Raw genomic sequence first — 13,911 nt, 5'->3', positions numbered from 1 at the left:
AAAGGAGAGTCTTATGGATGTTCTTAAAGCCCTTGGTTTGAAAGCACAGGATAAAAGTCCGCAGAAGCCTGAAAATCTGGTCCAGGATCCTGCCGCCAGCGAAAAGGAACCTAAAAATCCCCACGAGTCCGGCGGATGCTGCGGTTCCTGTGGAGGCGGGCGGCACTAGCCCTTTGGAGAGCGTCATGCGTACTTTAAAAATACTAGGATTTCTCTTGACTTACCCCACTCAGGATCATCTGGCCGTTCTAGGAGAGTGTTCATCGTTTCTGAAATCCGAAGGCTGGCTTTCCTCCACAAGTCTGAAAAAGATGGATGCGGCTTTTGCCGATTTCCACTCGAAGGATCTTTTGGATCTTCAGGAAGAGTACGTTGCGCTTTTCGACCGCACGCCCTCCCTTTCCTTGCATCTATTTGAACATATTCACGGGGATTCCCGCGACCGGGGGCAGGCTCTGGCCGACCTGCTGCGCGTCTACGAAGAGGCGGACTTGTTCATAAACACGGCCGAAACGCCGGATTACCTGCCTTTGTTTATCGAATATGTTTCAACCCTCGGTCATGCCGAGGCTTCGCAAACACTGGGGAGCGTTGTTAATATCCTTTCATCCTTGGCCGAGCGTTTACGCAACCGCGGTTCCTTCTACGCTCATATTATGGATGCTATGGCCGAAACGGCTTCACGGTCACCCGATCCCGAAGCGGTCGAAGCTTACCTGATCCAATCCGCCGGGAATGCCCTTACCACTCAAGAAATCGACAGGGAATGGGAAGAGCAATTCGCGTTCGAGAATACGGCTCAGACTACGGGGCAGGAAAGCGGCTGCCCCAAAGCCGAGGAGATGCTTGCACGGATTAACAATTACAAGGACGATGAAAGGGTTTAATCATGGGCGGCTTTTGGAATTTTTTTCTCTTTCAGATTTTCCCCTATATAGCGATTTTTATATTTCTGCTTGGCTGCGTCCTGCGCTTTGACCGCGACCCTTATTCGTGGCGCACAAAATCCAGCCAGCTTCTGCGGCGCAAACAGCTAATACTGGGCAGTGTTCTTTTTCATCTGGGTATCCTTGTCATTTTTGCCGGACACGCGGTCGGCCTTCTGACTCCTATACAGGCCTTTGATGCGATCGGCATCTCCCATGGCGCCAAGCAGGTTCTGGCTATTACCGCCGGAGGGATTGCTGGCATTTTCTGCCTGATTGGCCTGCTGCTTCTTTTACATCGGCGGCTTTACGACCCCCGAATCCGCAAGAACAGCTCGTTTGCAGACATTGCGGTTCTTGTCCTGCTTCTCGCTCAGCTCCTGCTAGGCCTCATGACCATTCCGGTTTCCATGCACCACCTCGACGGGCATGAAATGGTCAAATTCATGAACTGGGCGCAACATATCGTCACGTTCAGGGGGAATGCCCACCTGTTCCTAACGGACGTTGCCTTGGTCTTTAAGATGCATATTACGCTTGGCCTCTTCCTGCTGGTGGTTTTCCCCTTTACGCGGCTTGTCCATGCTTTGAGCGCTCCGCTCGGATATGTGGCCCGCCCGTATCAGATCGTGCGTAAACGCGCAACATAGAACGGTGGACGATGGTTTCTTTGGCTCCCGGCATTGAAGTTAACGGCATCAGGATTTCACCCGATGATATCCGCACCGAGGTTCAGTACCATCCTGCGGAAAGCCTCTTTTCTGCCAAGTATGAAGCTATGCGCGCTCTGGTGATCCGTGAGCTTTTACTGCAAAGAGCCTCCGAGCTCGGCATAAGCGGCCGAGAGGAAGCCGTCATGAACCCTGATCCGGTTATTGACGAGCTTTTGGCAAAAGAAATCAAGGTGCCGTGTGCGGACAAAAAGACCTGCAAGCGCTATTATAACAATAACAAAGGCCGCTTTTTCACTTCCCCGCTCTTTGAAGCTTCCCATATCCTCTATCTGGCCCCCCCCGGCGATGAGGAGACACGCTCGAACGCTTTTTTGAAGGCCCAGTTTGCACTTGAAAGACTGAGACCCTCACCGAGTCAGTTTGAGACCATTGCACGGGAAGAATCGGCCTGCTCCTCCGCCGCTCAGGGGGGAAGGCTGGGGCAAATCAGCCGCAGCCAGACCATGCCAGCCTTCGAGGCCGCGCTATTTGGCATGAAGGCGGGTGAAATATCGGCCGACCCGGTCAGAACGGAAGTCGGCTACCATATCATCAAGGTTCATGCCCGTGCCGAGGGGCAACAGTTGCCATTTGAAAATGTCGCGGAATGGATTGCCAAGGATCTCCATGAAAAAAGCTGGCGCAAGGCCTTTCAGCAGTACGTACAGATTCTGGCCGGTCGCGCTAAGATCAGTGGCTTCCGTTTGGAGGGCTCCACATCGCCTCTCGTTCAATGATGCTGATTTCATCCTTTGATTCAGATCAAGGGATATTCTTTTGAGTCCGGTAAGCTCCCGTTTGAAACGCTTTTTGCGGAGGGATCTGTGTTTTTAATCTTTGATATTCCCTTCTGGGGAAGAGGCTTCCGTCCGTTCTTTCTGATGGGCGCCCTTTACGGTGTCCTTACAATCGGGATCTGGGGAGGATTTTATGCGGGTTACGTTACCCCGCCGCTGGTCTTTCTGGATGCGATCTCCTGGCACGCACACGAAATGATTTATGGTTTCAGTATGGCCATCGTCGCAGGATTCCTCCTCACGGCAGTTGCGAACTGGACCGGCGGCGCCCCCGTCCGGCAAATCCGGCTCGCTGGTCTTTCCTTGCTCTGGCTTCTGGGTCGAATCGTCATGAACTTTGATCTTGGGCTGCCCGAAGGTCTCATTATAGTTGCGGAAGTTTTGTTTATACCCGCCTTGGCCATCGCCCTTGCTCTTCCCCTTTTGCATAGCTGGAATAAAAGAAACTTTATCTTTCTGCTTTTGCTCAGTTTTCTGTTCGGGTGCGATCTCTGGTTTCTCCTGAGTACGGATATGACTGCACTTCACACCGCACTTATGATCATTATCATGATGGTCTCCCTGATTGGAGGAAGAATCATTCCCTCCTTTACCGTCGCTGCCCTGCGAAGGAAGGGGATCGAAGCCTACCAGACGGATCAGGGCCGGATAGATGCAGCCGCCCTGCTCTCGCTCTTCGCTGTCACGCTCAGCCTTGTTTTCGCCAAAGGTACGGTTATTCTAGGGCTATCCGCCGCACTTTCCGCGTTGATTCATCTTTTGCGGATGCGCTTTTATCATACTCTTAAGACGGGCAGCGATCCTTTGCTCTGGATTCTTCATGCCGGATACCTCTGGCTTGTTATAGGACTTGCGCTTCTTTCCCTGACGGGATTTGGTTTGTTTTCCATACCTGCCGTGATCCATGCCCTTACTGCCGGATGCATAGGCTCCATGATTTTGGGGATGATCTGCCGTGTCACGCTGGGGCATACAGGCCGTGTTTTAAGGGCCAGCCGTCTGACCACCCTTTCATTCATCTTGATTCAACTGGCTGCCGTGATTCGGGTCTTCGGCCCGATCCTCCTGCCCTCGGAAACGACACTCTGGATCGTGATCTCTGCAACCCTTTGGTCTTTATGCTTTGTCGCCTACCTTATTTCCTTCGGACCGTTTCTTTTTCAACCGCGCCCAGACGGGAACACGCCTTGATCTGAAATTGCGCTCTTTGGTTGCCAGCTTTTGCTTTTCCAGACAATCCAGACAGGGGTTTTCGTGGGTAGATAAATAATTTTCATCAAGAAGGGCCGGACAGACCAGACAATCCACCTCGCTGAAATATGCTCCTTTACCCTCCAAGACCGTATTGCCTCCTATGCGAATGTGGCCGGACAGAAAAACCTCCCCGGCGATTACAGCCTTTCCGGAAATTTCGCACGTTCCCTTCACAACGGAATTGCCCCGGATTGTGGCATAGTCCTTGACCACGCAATAACCCGACACGTCCGCCCTTTCGTTAATTACAGCAAAGTCCCTGATGACTGCGTAGCCATGAACCCGTGCTTGCGGGCCGACCGTTGCCGTCTTCTCGACCTGTGCTGTTTCAGAAACCCATCCCCCGCCGTTCGGATGTCGATATGCGGGAACCGGGCCAAGGCCATCATCAAAGTCATAAGTAATGTCTGATTCAAATAAAGTTGTCATGACAAACCTCCTGTTCTGTAGGATTGTCAGTCGCAATAAATACAACTGAAAAAAAGGATTCATTATTTTTGTGTTATTTTAGCACATCTAGATGATAACTACTAAAAATAACTGTTTTGCCTTGCAACATATCAGCAGGGAATTTCTACCATCGGCACATCGCAAAATTCGGCCAACTCATACATATCCGTGATCACGATATCACGTCCCTGAAGCTCAACGCCGTATGGCTCCAGTTTCGCCAGCGCACGGGAAAAGGTTTCCGGCTTGATATTGAGCCTTGTCGATATAATTGATTTGTCGTAAGGCAAACTTACTGTCCAGCCCCCCGGCCCCTGCTTGGTCTTCTGGCAAAAGCGGATCAGGAATGCGCCTATCCTCTGTGGTGCTGTGCGGGTCGTCACCTGCTCAAGCTGCTGCACCAGATAGTGTTGACGGGCGGCGATAGCACCTAAAATTTGCAGAGCGAACCTGCTGTCCTTTTCAATTTTATGAGTAAAAATACTTCGTGGTATCTCAATCACCGTTACGTCTTCGACAGCCTGGGCATTGACAGGGTAGATCCTGCTGTCTCCGAATACCGCAGCCTCGGCGAAGGACTCTCCTGGGCCGAAAACGTGGATGATCACTTCTTCTCCTTCCTTGGAGGTGCGGTAGAGCTTCACCCATCCGCCCAGAATAATAAAAAATGAATCGGCACGGTCTCCCATCACAAAGAGATCGCGTCCCTTTTCGTAGTTTTTCTGGTGGCACTGCTTGGCCAGACTTTCGATTGTCGGCATATCAACTGCATGAAATAGTGCCGTCCTTTTAATGGTTTGGGCCAATATCATCTTTTCTCTTCCTACATGAATTCAATCTAAACCTTTGTAATCATTTGGCATTCCAGCAGGTCAATAATTTTTTTAACTTGATTCAAATCAAGTCAGCCTTTTCTTACTTCCCCCATGATGTCCGGGTTTTGAGAGTGAACTGCTCCGAGCTGTCTGCGCCTAAGTCCCTTCAAGGATATGGCCTTTCAGCCGGGGTCGCGGTGGAAACGCCCCGGCCTCCCCGATAGGAAAGGAGAATTTTTGTGTCTGGGTCCTTATTGCTGGCGGATGCCTTCGGGCGGCGCTTCCCGTACTTGCGGCTCTCGGTTACGGATGTCTGCAACTTCCGTTGCAGCTACTGCCTTCCCGACGGATACCACAAGAACGGCTGCGAGATGTTTTTATCGCGGATTGAAATCTTAAGGCTCGTTCAGACTTTTTCTGAATTGGGCGTTCAGAAAATCCGTTTGACCGGCGGCGAGCCGACGATCCGCCCGGATTTTCTTGATATCGCCAGAAATATTTCTGGTATTGAAAGTATCCGAAAGCTGGCCTTTACGACCAACGGTTATAAATTGCTGGAGAAAGCGAAGGCCTATTACGATTCCGGTCTGCGGCATATTAATATCAGCATCGACTCCCTTAACGCTGAACAGTTCGAAAAAATTACGGGACATGACCGTTTGAGAGAGATACTCGAAGGCTTGGATAGCTGCCTCAAGCTTGGATACGATTCCGTTAAGGTTAATACCGTGCTCCTGAAAAATTTCAATGACAGGGAACTAGACACTTTCGTCCAATTTGTCGCCGATAAGCCCATCTCCCTGAGATTTATCGAGTTGATGCGAACAGGCGATAATCGGGATTACTTCCAAAATCATCACCTTTCCGGCGCGGCCGTGACCGAACGTCTTCTTCAACTGGGCTGGACCCTCCGGCCCCGTGGGTACGATTCAGGACCGGCCCTTGAATTTGTTCATAAGGAAAGCCTTGGTTCCATTGGCCTGATCGCCCCTTACTCCAAGGATTTTTGCAAAAGCTGCAACCGCCTGCGGGTTTCGGCCAAGGGCGCTCTTCACCTCTGCCTTTTCGGTGAAGGCGGCTTCCCTTTAAGACCCCTGCTTCAATGCGACGGACAACGGGAAGAGCTTAAGGACACAATCCTGAAACTGATGAACTTCAAAAAGTCAGGGCACTTTTTGCATGAAGGACACTCAGGATCGACACGCCACCTAGCCTCCATCGGCGGATAACAGAGAGACAGACCATGAAAAGGCGCAACGAAATTATAAGTTTTCCCGTCAGCAACAAGCCGAACTTTACGATGATCGACGTGGGAAGGAAAAGGCCAACCCGGCGCAGGGCCGTTGCCTGCGGAACAATCCGCATGAACGCCGAGGCTTTTAACGCCATCAGGACCGGGAGCCTTCCCAAGGGAAATGTACTCGCGCTTGCCGAAGCCGCAGGCATAGCTGGAGCCAAAAAGACACCCGATCTCATTCCCATGTGCCATACGCTGCCATTGGATCAGGTGACGATCCACTGTGACCTGGACGCAGATTATCATGCGGTCACTGTCTATGCTCAAGCCGCCGCCTTCGCTAAAACCGGTGTGGAGATGGAAGCCTTGGCCGGGGTCAATGCGGCGCTTCTGACCATCTGGGATCTGACCAAGGGGACAGATCCCAGCCTGTTGATTGAGGGTGTCCGCCTGCTTGTGAAAACCGGCGGCAAAAGCGGCACATGGGTGAACCCTGAGGGAATACCCGACTGGCTGGTGGGACAACTGCCTGATCCGCACTTTTTAAAGGGGAAATCCGCCTCGATCCTTGTGATGAGCGACCGGGCCTCGGCCGGGACTTATAAGGATGAATCCGGAGCGATCCTGAAGGTTTTACTTGAACAGGCCGGGGCAAATTTACTTTCTCAGACTCTTATACCCGATCAGAAGGACGATATATCTGCCTCGATCCTGAATATTTGCCAGAAGGAAAAGCCTGATCTCCTGCTGACCTCCGGCGGCACCGGGCCTGGCCCCAAAGACGTAACGCCCGACGCTTTGTGCGTCATTTGCGACCGGGTTCTTGAGGGGCTTGGCGATGTCCTTCGTTCCGAGAGCCTTTATTTTACGGATACCGCGTGGCTGTCCCGCACGACTGCGGGAATGGTGGGGGCTACTCTTGTCATCGCGCTGCCCGGTTCTCCCAAGGCCGTGCAAGAATGCTGGGACGTCCTGAGTCCTTTTATCGGCGATGCCCTCGACAAGATCAAAAAGCAAGGATTTGAGGTTCAATCATGATCGTAACCATCCAGTTTTTCGGGACTTTCCGTCAATTCGGGCAGGATATTGCCTTCGATGTCCCCGGACCTGTCAGCGTTCGTGATTTAAAGGATATGCTCATTTCCTCATTGGGCAATCATCAGAAAGCCCTGATCGAGTCCTCCGCCCTTGCCACAGAGACCTCCATTATCAACAGAGATTCTGTGATCGAATCTGATTGCAACCTGTCTCTTCTTCCCCCGGTTTGCGGAGGCTAGTGTCCATGACTATCCTTGTCCGCGTTACCTCTGATCCAATCGATCTGGCGCCGTTGGTCGATTTCGTGCGCGATGACGGCCATGGCGCGATCGATCTGTTTATCGGGACGGTCCGTAATCATCATCAGGGGCAATCTGTAACGGGCATCACGTATGACGCTCATGACGGTCTGGCGGAGAAAGCTTTCCGAGAAATTTGCAGCGAAGCCGAAGGTTTCTGGCCCGGAACGCGGTATGTCGTGGTTCATTACAAGGGTGAACTTCCCGTAGGGGGGAAGAGCCTCGTTATCGCCGTCAGCTCTCCGCACAGGTTAGAAGCCTTTGAATCCTGCCGCTACGTGATTGAGGAAATCAAAAAGCGCGCTCCAATCTGGAAGCAGGAACACTATGAAAGCGGGCGAAGCACTTGGCTGCCCGGTCATTCCCTGCACGACGAAGAGACCTCAGCCCCTATGTTCACTCAAAGAATCCGGTTGGTCAATCATGCGTAACACTGCGGATATTGCTGGTATTGTTTTGGCTGGGGGGCAGTCCCGCCGCATGGGGAAGAACAAGGCGCTGATGGAATTTAACGGAAAACCGCTAGTGCGGCATATGATTGAGATACTTCTTCAAACGGGTCTTCGTGATGTTTTCGTCAGCGGCACTGTTGAGGGATACCCATGCATTCCCGATGCGCGGCCTTTCTTTGGCCCTGCACAAGCGATGTCCGGCATCCAGAAACTTATTCCCGGTTATCGGGGCTATCTGTTTGTCCCGGTGGATATGCCGTTTCTTACGCCTGATTTTCTGCTCAACTTGATCGAGCAAAACATCAGCGCGTATTTCGAAAGCTCTCCTCTCCCGGCTTATCTTATTCCGCCTTTCAAGAAATATACCGGGGATTCTGTCCGTGCCTTGCTTGAGGTTCAGGATGCCGTCGTCCTTAAGGTGCCCCCACATTTCTCTTTTTGTATGAAAAACATCAACACTCCTGAAGAGTGGAAACAGGCCATGAGGTAAATTATGAAAGTCAAAGTCAGCGCGTCTTCCGTGACCTTCAAGATTACGGAGCACGAAATGAAGGGGCTTCTGTCGGGTAGCGTGATCGAAGAAAAGGTTATTATAGGCCGAACCCATTTTTCTATGGTCATTGACCCCGATCCGCATGAATTTTACGAAGATTTTAAAACGGCTCCGCTCAAACTGATCCTCGACAAGGCCGAGTCCTGTCTGATGCTTTGTACAACTCCAGAGGAAATCAGGAAGCTCTCCGACATGGGCAAAAACGCGAAGGGGCTGTTCGCGCATGTAGACGGTATCGATATCATTCTTCAGGTCGATGTCCGCAGCGACAGCCGTCCGCGTAAACCATGAAGACGCAAACGGTGGTGCTGTGCCCCTCCTGTTCGCGGCCTTCCTTGCTACCGCTCTCGTCTATTCCAGCGTGGGCTTTGGGGGAGGTTCGACCTATAATGCGCTTCTTGTTCTTTACGGAACCGATTACCGGGTGATTCCTCTGGTCTCGCTGGCCTGTAATATCGTCGTCGTTTCCGGGGGCGTCTGGCAGTTCAGCCGTCATAAGCACCTGAGCATTAAACGGATGCTTCCCCTGACGCTTTATTCAATTCCGGCTTCGTTTATCGGCGGCTTAGTCGAAATTCCTGAAACACTTTTTAGTGTCCTTCTGGGGGTTGCGCTTTTGGCGTCAGGGGTCAGGATGCTCTGGCCGAAAAAACACGACGATCACGCTGATAACACTCAAAAGCCCCTGGCGTATCCCTTTGTGTACCCCACCATGGGTGTGGGCCTCGGCTTTCTGGCCGGGTTAACCGGCATCGGCGGCGGGATCTTCCTGGCGCCCGCACTGTATATTATGAAATGGGGAACAGCCCAGCAGATCAGTGCCGGCTGCGCCTTTTTCATCCTCGTGAATTCTCTGGCCGGTTTGTGCGGGCAGATGTTCAAGACCGAAAGCCTTGAGTTTATCGGCGCTGGTATGCCTTACACTGTTCTCATTCTGGCGGTGTTAATCGGGGGGCAGGTTGGGGTGCGTTTAAGCTGTACTATTCTTAGCCCGGCCTATATCCAAAGAGTCACGGGATTGTTAATTCTGTATGTCTCACTCAAGCTTTTGTTCGGGAGTTGATCGGCTTTACTTCTGGCTTATTTAAAACAAGACATCACACAACATTTTTATGCGGAAAGTATATGAGAGGTTGGCATAGGCAAGGAAAGTATAATTTATGTCAATTTATTTTCTGAGAACATCATCTAATTGCTGGTAAATATTCAGGCCTTTTTCTTTTTGCCAAGCCATAACAAAAAGATTACCAGATTTTTGGGCCCATAGTTGACCTAGATTTTGTTTTTCTTGAACATCCGGTGTGCCGCGATATTGTTCGCCCTTGTATTCGATTACCAGAATGCGCCCGTCATTGAGCATCACAATAAAATCAGGGTAGAAAAAATCCGTTGATGTCGGCAGACGAAAAGCCTTAGGGTCACGTTCGATATTGCGAACCCAGTATTTCACTCTATCGCCCAGCATTTCTATTTCCTTGGCACACTCTGCTTCTTCGCCGTTCATATCCGAAATGACCGGGTAAAAGTGCTTCACCGGGCGAAATGCACCCTGATAACGCCTTTGCGGATGGTAAATATCCGGTTCAAACGAGAAGTTAAGTTCCCCGGAGACCTCCACCTTCGGTTCAGGCCCAAAAAGCAGGGTCTGATAGCCGCGCTTCTTGGCTTCGCTGCGGTGTTTCTTAATTTTGCCTTCCAGCACTTTCTGGAGCAGGAAGCGTCCCCGCACCAGCGCCGTAAGCGGGATTTTGCGCTCCTCCTCGAGCCATGCAACGGTGCGCCGTGAATATTCCAGCATCTGCGGCTGCGATATGTCCGGTAGTCGCAAGCGTTTATCGAGCCACTGGGCCAACGCATTGACAGTCCAACCCGTATCCACCAGGTCGAGGTTCATCTGCGCGGTATTCGCCACGAAGTGGTGCCTGACTTGGCCATCTTCAATATCAATCGAAAAGGCTTTGCCATCGGATTGAAGCTTGAACTCGCTTTCCGTCAGATTTTCAGGCCCGGTCAGTTTCCAGTCCCCGGCATAGAGGAACGTGCCTTCTTCGGGCAGTTCCAGTTCACCGTCAATCCGCAAGCAGAGTTGCGGGATAATGAACTTTTCGCCGCGATTAACGGGTGCTACGGCGCGGCATAAGGCTGCCTGATGGATGCTCAACTGCACTTTGGCGGTCGCCTTGATCTCCGGCTGAACCTTTTTAACCAGTTTTTCTATCGCTGCGGGGCTGATTGCCCCTGTGACCGTGGCGATCACGCCCTCATGTGTGTTCTCAATTTGCAGGCTTTTCCTATCCTCTTCCTCAAAATCGTTCAAATCCGCCGCTTCGCGCAGATGCAGGACAACTGGATCGGGCTGGCGGAAAAGCCCGTCCTGGTCTCCGCCAAGATCGAGGTTCGGCTGCCGCGTTTCGATGCTTTCGTCAACCTCCTGCTCCTCGAAGCCCATCTTGTCCACCAGCCTGTCATGCAACAGCTTGACCGCATTGGGCCATGAGGTTTGCGACACAAGGGCATAAGCGCGGTTCAGGTCTTCATTCTTGCGTCTTTTTGCGTAAGGCATCCGCAAGACGCGGCCCAGGATTTGCTCAACATCCTTGGCGGAATGAACATTAGCAACGGAACAGAACACATACGCAAAGGAGCAATCCCAGCCCTCTTTCAGAGCCTGCACGGTAATTACATAATCAATCGGGCAGGCCGGATCGAACAGATTAATCCCGTCCAGCTCCCGCTGATCCCCCGTAACGACAGCAATTTTATGCTCCGGTATATTCTCGACTTCGATCAGGTGCTGTTTCAGCACCTGCCACGTTATATCCTGCGCCCTGTTTTCCGCCTGAAAGAGAATGATGGGGCGGATATATTCGTCCTCGCCCTTGCATTTTTCCTCCAGACGCTTGCGGGTCAGGATGCTATCCCGCACCGCCTCATCCCATGTCTGGTGTTCCGTCAGGACGATCGGCAGCTTAATCATTTCCTCGGCTTTCAAGTCCATAGCCGATACGCTGTGAAGCTGGTTACTGTCTTTCGCCGGGGTTGCTGTGAACTCGATCACGCACGCGGCGTTGATCCGTTTAAAAAGCTCAAGGCCCAGCGTAGTTGAATTGTTATGCGCCTCATCGACCAGAACCAGAGGGCGGTGCATCCGCAGCAGGTTGACGAAGGAAAAGCGGATTTTGCCCTGATGATGGCCCTCGCGGATCGTGTCGTATCCCGTAAAGCCTTCGGGTATTTTTGAGAAGAGCGGTTCAAGGTTTTCGTTATGCGCGTAAACCTTGCGGGAATCGGTGTTAGCTTCCTCGGTCTTGATGGTCTGCACCGTGCCGACCACGATAACCGCCTTACCGGCCAGATCGTGGGGGCGGATCATGGTGAAATCCGTAATATCCAGAACCATAAAGTTCCCATCGAAGGCGGCTCTTAAGCTCTCGTAATTCGGGTTGCCCGGCGTCTTGAGGGTTTCCAGCGTCTGCTGGCGGATCGTGTTACTGGGCACAAGCCAGAGGACCAGCGGATAATCGCGCTCCAGATACACTTCTGCGGCAATCCGCACGGTATGCGCCGAGAGCAGCGTTTTGCCGCCGCCGGTGGGCAGGCGGAGACAGACGAAAGGCACATCTTCAAGATCGGGCAGCGGCCTGAAGGGGCGCACATTGACGACACCCGGCTTATCCATACCTTCATAGGCATCCTTCGCGGTTCTGAAACGCGCCGTGGTCAGGTACGCCTTGAGCGTCTCAAGCGTTTTGATCTGGTAGTTTTTTAACTGCACGTTGCTCATGGCCGGTTCCTATCGCGCTTTCACATCATAGGGGGTCTGTTTGAAGACGATCTTCAGGCTCCGCAGGCGTTCGGGCGACAGGCGCGAGGTTTCGCCGTAGATCACCTTCGGCCCGTGATGCGGTGGCAGGGATTTAAGGATCGGATGGGTCAGGACGTTGCCGCCGTTCACGGTCCTGTCGCCCAGAATGCCGTTATAGAGCAGGTAATAGGCCGTGCCGTTATGGACGCCGAGCAGGGGCGATTTCTTTTTGGCTGGCGCATAAGCGGTCCTGGTTTCGCAGAACCAGATATGGGCGGCCAGATGCGGGAAGCGTATTGCCGGGTTGATATTCCCCTCCGCATCGAAAATCGGGGCGCCGAGTTTATAGAAGCGGAAGCCGCCGCCGCCCGTCCAGCCCACCGCCTCTGAAATTCCGCCCTGTTCACCCTCGATCACTTTTTTCAAACGCGGCTGGCAGTGGGTGATGGCGTGTTCGCCCATTTCCACGCCGATATAGCGGCGGCCCATTTTATGCGCCACAGCAGCAGTCGTGCCAGAACCTAGGAAGGAATCAAGTACAAGATCATTCGGCGCAGAACACGCCTCAAAAATAGTCCAGATCAACTTTTCTGGTTTAGGAAATGAGAACTTGTCTTCTTGTCCAAAAAGCTCAACGCTCTCTTTTGTGCCATGCTGCGTATAAATCCCATCAATAATGCTCTTGGGCTTGGTTCGCCTTTCTTCACCATCTTTATCTTTAAGATATTGTTTATACGAAACGGTGTATTTTCCGCTCTTTTTTACAATCACTAACTCATTATTCTGCTGTGCAGAGAGTGCGCGTTCACGTGACCATTGCCATTGCTTTTGAGGCCATATTTCATAGCCATCATCTGCAATGATTGCATATCTAAGATTTGGGCGCTCATCCATACTATTTGTGGCTAATGGCTGTAATCTGTATGGCCCTCGTTCATTTAACTTTTCATCTGTGAACTTGTAGTATTTCAAAACACTTTCATCTGGGGGTAGGAATAACTCAGGAAAAGTATCCAGATTTTTTGCATATCCCAAAACATGCTCATGCAGTCCAACAAAGTGCTTTGCTTTTGCTCCTCCACCATAAGATTTCTTCCAGATAAAGTTTGATAGAAAGTTTTTTCTGCCAAAAATCTCGTCCATTATCACTTTGAGATAATGCACTTCGTTGTCGTCAATCGTGACCCAGATGCTGCCGTCCTCGGACAGCAGCTCCCGCAACAGTTCGAGGCGCGGATACATCATGGACAGCCACTGGGAATGTTCCAGATTGTCGTCGTAATGTTCGAAGGCGCTGCGCGTGTTATAGGGCGGGTCGATGAAGATGCATTTTACCTGCCCGGAATAGTAGGGCAGCAGGGCTTTGAGCGCCTCCAGATTGTCACCCTGAATCAGCATATTCGGGGCGGCCGGGTCGCCGCAGGAGAGGCTCTCCACGCTTTCGAGCAGGCGGTAGGGCACGGACTCCGCCGCCCTTACGTCCCGGTCACGATCCAGCCAGTCCAGAATCGGCATTCCTCAGATCCCCCTCTAAAGCGTTTTTTACGCTAGCCCATTCAAACGCTGAAATAA

At 51.9% G+C, this 13,911-nt stretch carries 16 protein-coding genes and 1 riboswitch; of the genes, 12 read left to right on the top strand and 4 right to left on the bottom strand.

All coding sequences use genetic code 11. The features are described from left to right. Positions 1-13 precede the first annotated feature (13 nt). The 5 genes from IPN28_03770 to IPN28_03750 all read left to right on the top strand — a co-directional run bounded on the left by IPN28_03770 (position 14) and on the right by IPN28_03750 (position 3,627). Entirely contained in the window at positions 14-169 is a 156-nt protein-coding gene (locus IPN28_03770) for a hypothetical protein (GenBank protein ID QQS57945.1), read from the top strand. 46 nt (positions 170-215) lie between these two features. Further along, a complete protein-coding gene (gene narJ / locus IPN28_03765) occupies positions 216-887 on the top strand; it encodes a nitrate reductase molybdenum cofactor assembly chaperone (protein QQS57944.1) in 672 nt (223 codons plus the stop codon). Between the two features lie 2 nt (positions 888-889). After that, positions 890-1,576 (top strand): respiratory nitrate reductase subunit gamma, encoded by a 687-nt coding sequence (narI, locus tag IPN28_03760; protein ID QQS57943.1) that lies wholly within the window; start codon positions 890-892, stop codon positions 1,574-1,576. An 11-nt stretch (positions 1,577-1,587) separates the two neighbouring features. Next, positions 1,588-2,376, top strand: a complete 789-nt coding sequence (locus tag IPN28_03755) for a peptidylprolyl isomerase (protein ID QQS57942.1) — start codon at positions 1,588-1,590, stop codon at positions 2,374-2,376. 144 nt (positions 2,377-2,520) lie between these two features. Next, positions 2,521-3,627 (top strand): NnrS family protein, encoded by a 1,107-nt coding sequence (locus IPN28_03750; protein QQS58526.1) that lies wholly within the window; start codon positions 2,521-2,523, stop codon positions 3,625-3,627. Here the strand turns inward: IPN28_03750 and IPN28_03745 are convergent. Together IPN28_03745 and IPN28_03740 are read right to left on the bottom strand one after the other, a co-directional pair. Beyond that, entirely contained in the window at positions 3,553-4,119 is a 567-nt protein-coding gene (locus IPN28_03745; protein QQS57941.1) for a hypothetical protein, read from the bottom strand. The genes IPN28_03750 and IPN28_03745 overlap by 75 nt on opposite strands. 131 nt (positions 4,120-4,250) lie before the next feature. Next, on the bottom strand, positions 4,251-4,901 hold the full coding sequence (locus tag IPN28_03740) for a Crp/Fnr family transcriptional regulator (GenBank protein ID QQS57940.1): 651 nt from the start codon (positions 4,899-4,901) through the stop codon (positions 4,251-4,253). A gap of 181 nt (positions 4,902-5,082) precedes the next feature. Beyond that, a riboswitch (molybdenum cofactor riboswitch) is annotated at positions 5,083-5,203 on the top strand. Between the two features lie 6 nt (positions 5,204-5,209). Here IPN28_03740 and moaA point away from each other — a divergent pair. From moaA to IPN28_03705, 7 genes are read left to right on the top strand one after another with little or no spacing between them, the layout of a single operon-like run. Beyond that, positions 5,210-6,184, top strand: a complete 975-nt coding sequence (gene moaA, locus IPN28_03735) for a GTP 3',8-cyclase MoaA (GenBank protein ID QQS58525.1) — start codon at positions 5,210-5,212, stop codon at positions 6,182-6,184. Positions 6,185-6,198: 14 nt separating this feature from the next. Beyond that, positions 6,199-7,230, top strand: a complete 1,032-nt coding sequence (locus IPN28_03730; protein QQS57939.1) for a bifunctional molybdenum cofactor biosynthesis protein MoaC/MoaB — start codon at positions 6,199-6,201, stop codon at positions 7,228-7,230. After that, positions 7,227-7,469 (top strand): MoaD/ThiS family protein, encoded by a 243-nt coding sequence (locus IPN28_03725; protein ID QQS57938.1) that lies wholly within the window; start codon positions 7,227-7,229, stop codon positions 7,467-7,469. Before IPN28_03730 ends, IPN28_03725 begins: the two co-directional genes overlap by 4 nt. A 5-nt stretch (positions 7,470-7,474) precedes the next feature. Further along, positions 7,475-7,960 carry a molybdenum cofactor biosynthesis protein MoaE gene (locus IPN28_03720; protein QQS57937.1) on the top strand — a complete coding sequence of 162 codons (486 nt, stop codon included), beginning with the start codon at positions 7,475-7,477 and terminating at the stop codon, positions 7,958-7,960. After that, a complete protein-coding gene (locus tag IPN28_03715) occupies positions 7,953-8,471 on the top strand; it encodes a molybdenum cofactor guanylyltransferase (protein QQS57936.1) in 519 nt (172 codons plus the stop codon). Before IPN28_03720 ends, IPN28_03715 begins: the two co-directional genes overlap by 8 nt. A 3-nt stretch (positions 8,472-8,474) precedes the next feature. Then, positions 8,475-8,825 carry a hypothetical protein gene (locus IPN28_03710; GenBank protein QQS57935.1) on the top strand — a complete coding sequence of 117 codons (351 nt, stop codon included), beginning with the start codon at positions 8,475-8,477 and terminating at the stop codon, positions 8,823-8,825. Beyond that, on the top strand, positions 8,791-9,597 hold the full coding sequence (locus IPN28_03705) for a sulfite exporter TauE/SafE family protein (GenBank protein ID QQS57934.1): 807 nt from the start codon (positions 8,791-8,793) through the stop codon (positions 9,595-9,597). Before IPN28_03710 ends, IPN28_03705 begins: the two co-directional genes overlap by 35 nt. Before the next feature lie 105 nt (positions 9,598-9,702). Here IPN28_03705 and IPN28_03700 read toward each other — a convergent pair whose 3' ends face one another. Continuing rightward, the gene (locus tag IPN28_03700) at positions 9,703-12,318 is read right to left on the bottom strand and encodes a DEAD/DEAH box helicase family protein (protein QQS57933.1); all 2,616 of its coding nucleotides are present in this window, start codon (positions 12,316-12,318) and stop codon (positions 9,703-9,705) included. A 9-nt stretch (positions 12,319-12,327) separates the two neighbouring features. Continuing rightward, positions 12,328-13,854 carry a site-specific DNA-methyltransferase gene (locus tag IPN28_03695; protein ID QQS57932.1) on the bottom strand — a complete coding sequence of 509 codons (1,527 nt, stop codon included), beginning with the start codon at positions 13,852-13,854 and terminating at the stop codon, positions 12,328-12,330. Positions 13,855-13,911: the final 57 nt, after the last annotated feature.

The organism is Alphaproteobacteria bacterium (assembly GCA_016699735.1).
Lineage (GTDB): Bacteria > Pseudomonadota > Alphaproteobacteria > Micavibrionales > Micavibrionaceae > JAGNKE01.
Note: the sequence above shows the minus strand (reverse complement) of the source record. Positions and strands in the feature narration are given on the sequence as shown.

What these genes read in the sequence shown, in the direction of transcription:
- IPN28_03720 (QQS57937.1), top strand. Translation starts at nt 7,475, where the DNA reads ATGACTATCCTTGTCCGCGTTACCTCTGATCCAATCGATCTGGCGCCG.
- IPN28_03730 (QQS57939.1), top strand. Translation starts at nt 6,199, where the DNA reads ATGAAAAGGCGCAACGAAATTATAAGTTTTCCCGTCAGCAACAAGCCG.
- IPN28_03755 (QQS57942.1), top strand. Translation starts at nt 1,588, where the DNA reads ATGGTTTCTTTGGCTCCCGGCATTGAAGTTAACGGCATCAGGATTTCA.
- IPN28_03750 (QQS58526.1), top strand. Translation starts at nt 2,521, where the DNA reads ATGGGCGCCCTTTACGGTGTCCTTACAATCGGGATCTGGGGAGGATTT.
- IPN28_03705 (QQS57934.1), top strand. Translation starts at nt 8,791, where the DNA reads ATGTCCGCAGCGACAGCCGTCCGCGTAAACCATGAAGACGCAAACGGT.
- IPN28_03695 (QQS57932.1), bottom strand. Translation starts at nt 13,854, where the DNA reads ATGCCGATTCTGGACTGGCTGGATCGTGACCGGGACGTAAGGGCGGCG.
- IPN28_03700 (QQS57933.1), bottom strand. Translation starts at nt 12,318, where the DNA reads ATGAGCAACGTGCAGTTAAAAAACTACCAGATCAAAACGCTTGAGACG.
- IPN28_03725 (QQS57938.1), top strand. Translation starts at nt 7,227, where the DNA reads ATGATCGTAACCATCCAGTTTTTCGGGACTTTCCGTCAATTCGGGCAG.
- IPN28_03740 (QQS57940.1), bottom strand. Translation starts at nt 4,901, where the DNA reads ATGCCGACAATCGAAAGTCTGGCCAAGCAGTGCCACCAGAAAAACTAC.
- IPN28_03715 (QQS57936.1), top strand. Translation starts at nt 7,953, where the DNA reads ATGCGTAACACTGCGGATATTGCTGGTATTGTTTTGGCTGGGGGGCAG.
- narI (QQS57943.1), top strand. Translation starts at nt 890, where the DNA reads ATGGGCGGCTTTTGGAATTTTTTTCTCTTTCAGATTTTCCCCTATATA.
- IPN28_03710 (QQS57935.1), top strand. Translation starts at nt 8,475, where the DNA reads ATGAAAGTCAAAGTCAGCGCGTCTTCCGTGACCTTCAAGATTACGGAG.
- IPN28_03745 (QQS57941.1), bottom strand. Translation starts at nt 4,119, where the DNA reads ATGACAACTTTATTTGAATCAGACATTACTTATGACTTTGATGATGGC.
- IPN28_03770 (QQS57945.1), top strand. Translation starts at nt 14, where the DNA reads ATGGATGTTCTTAAAGCCCTTGGTTTGAAAGCACAGGATAAAAGTCCG.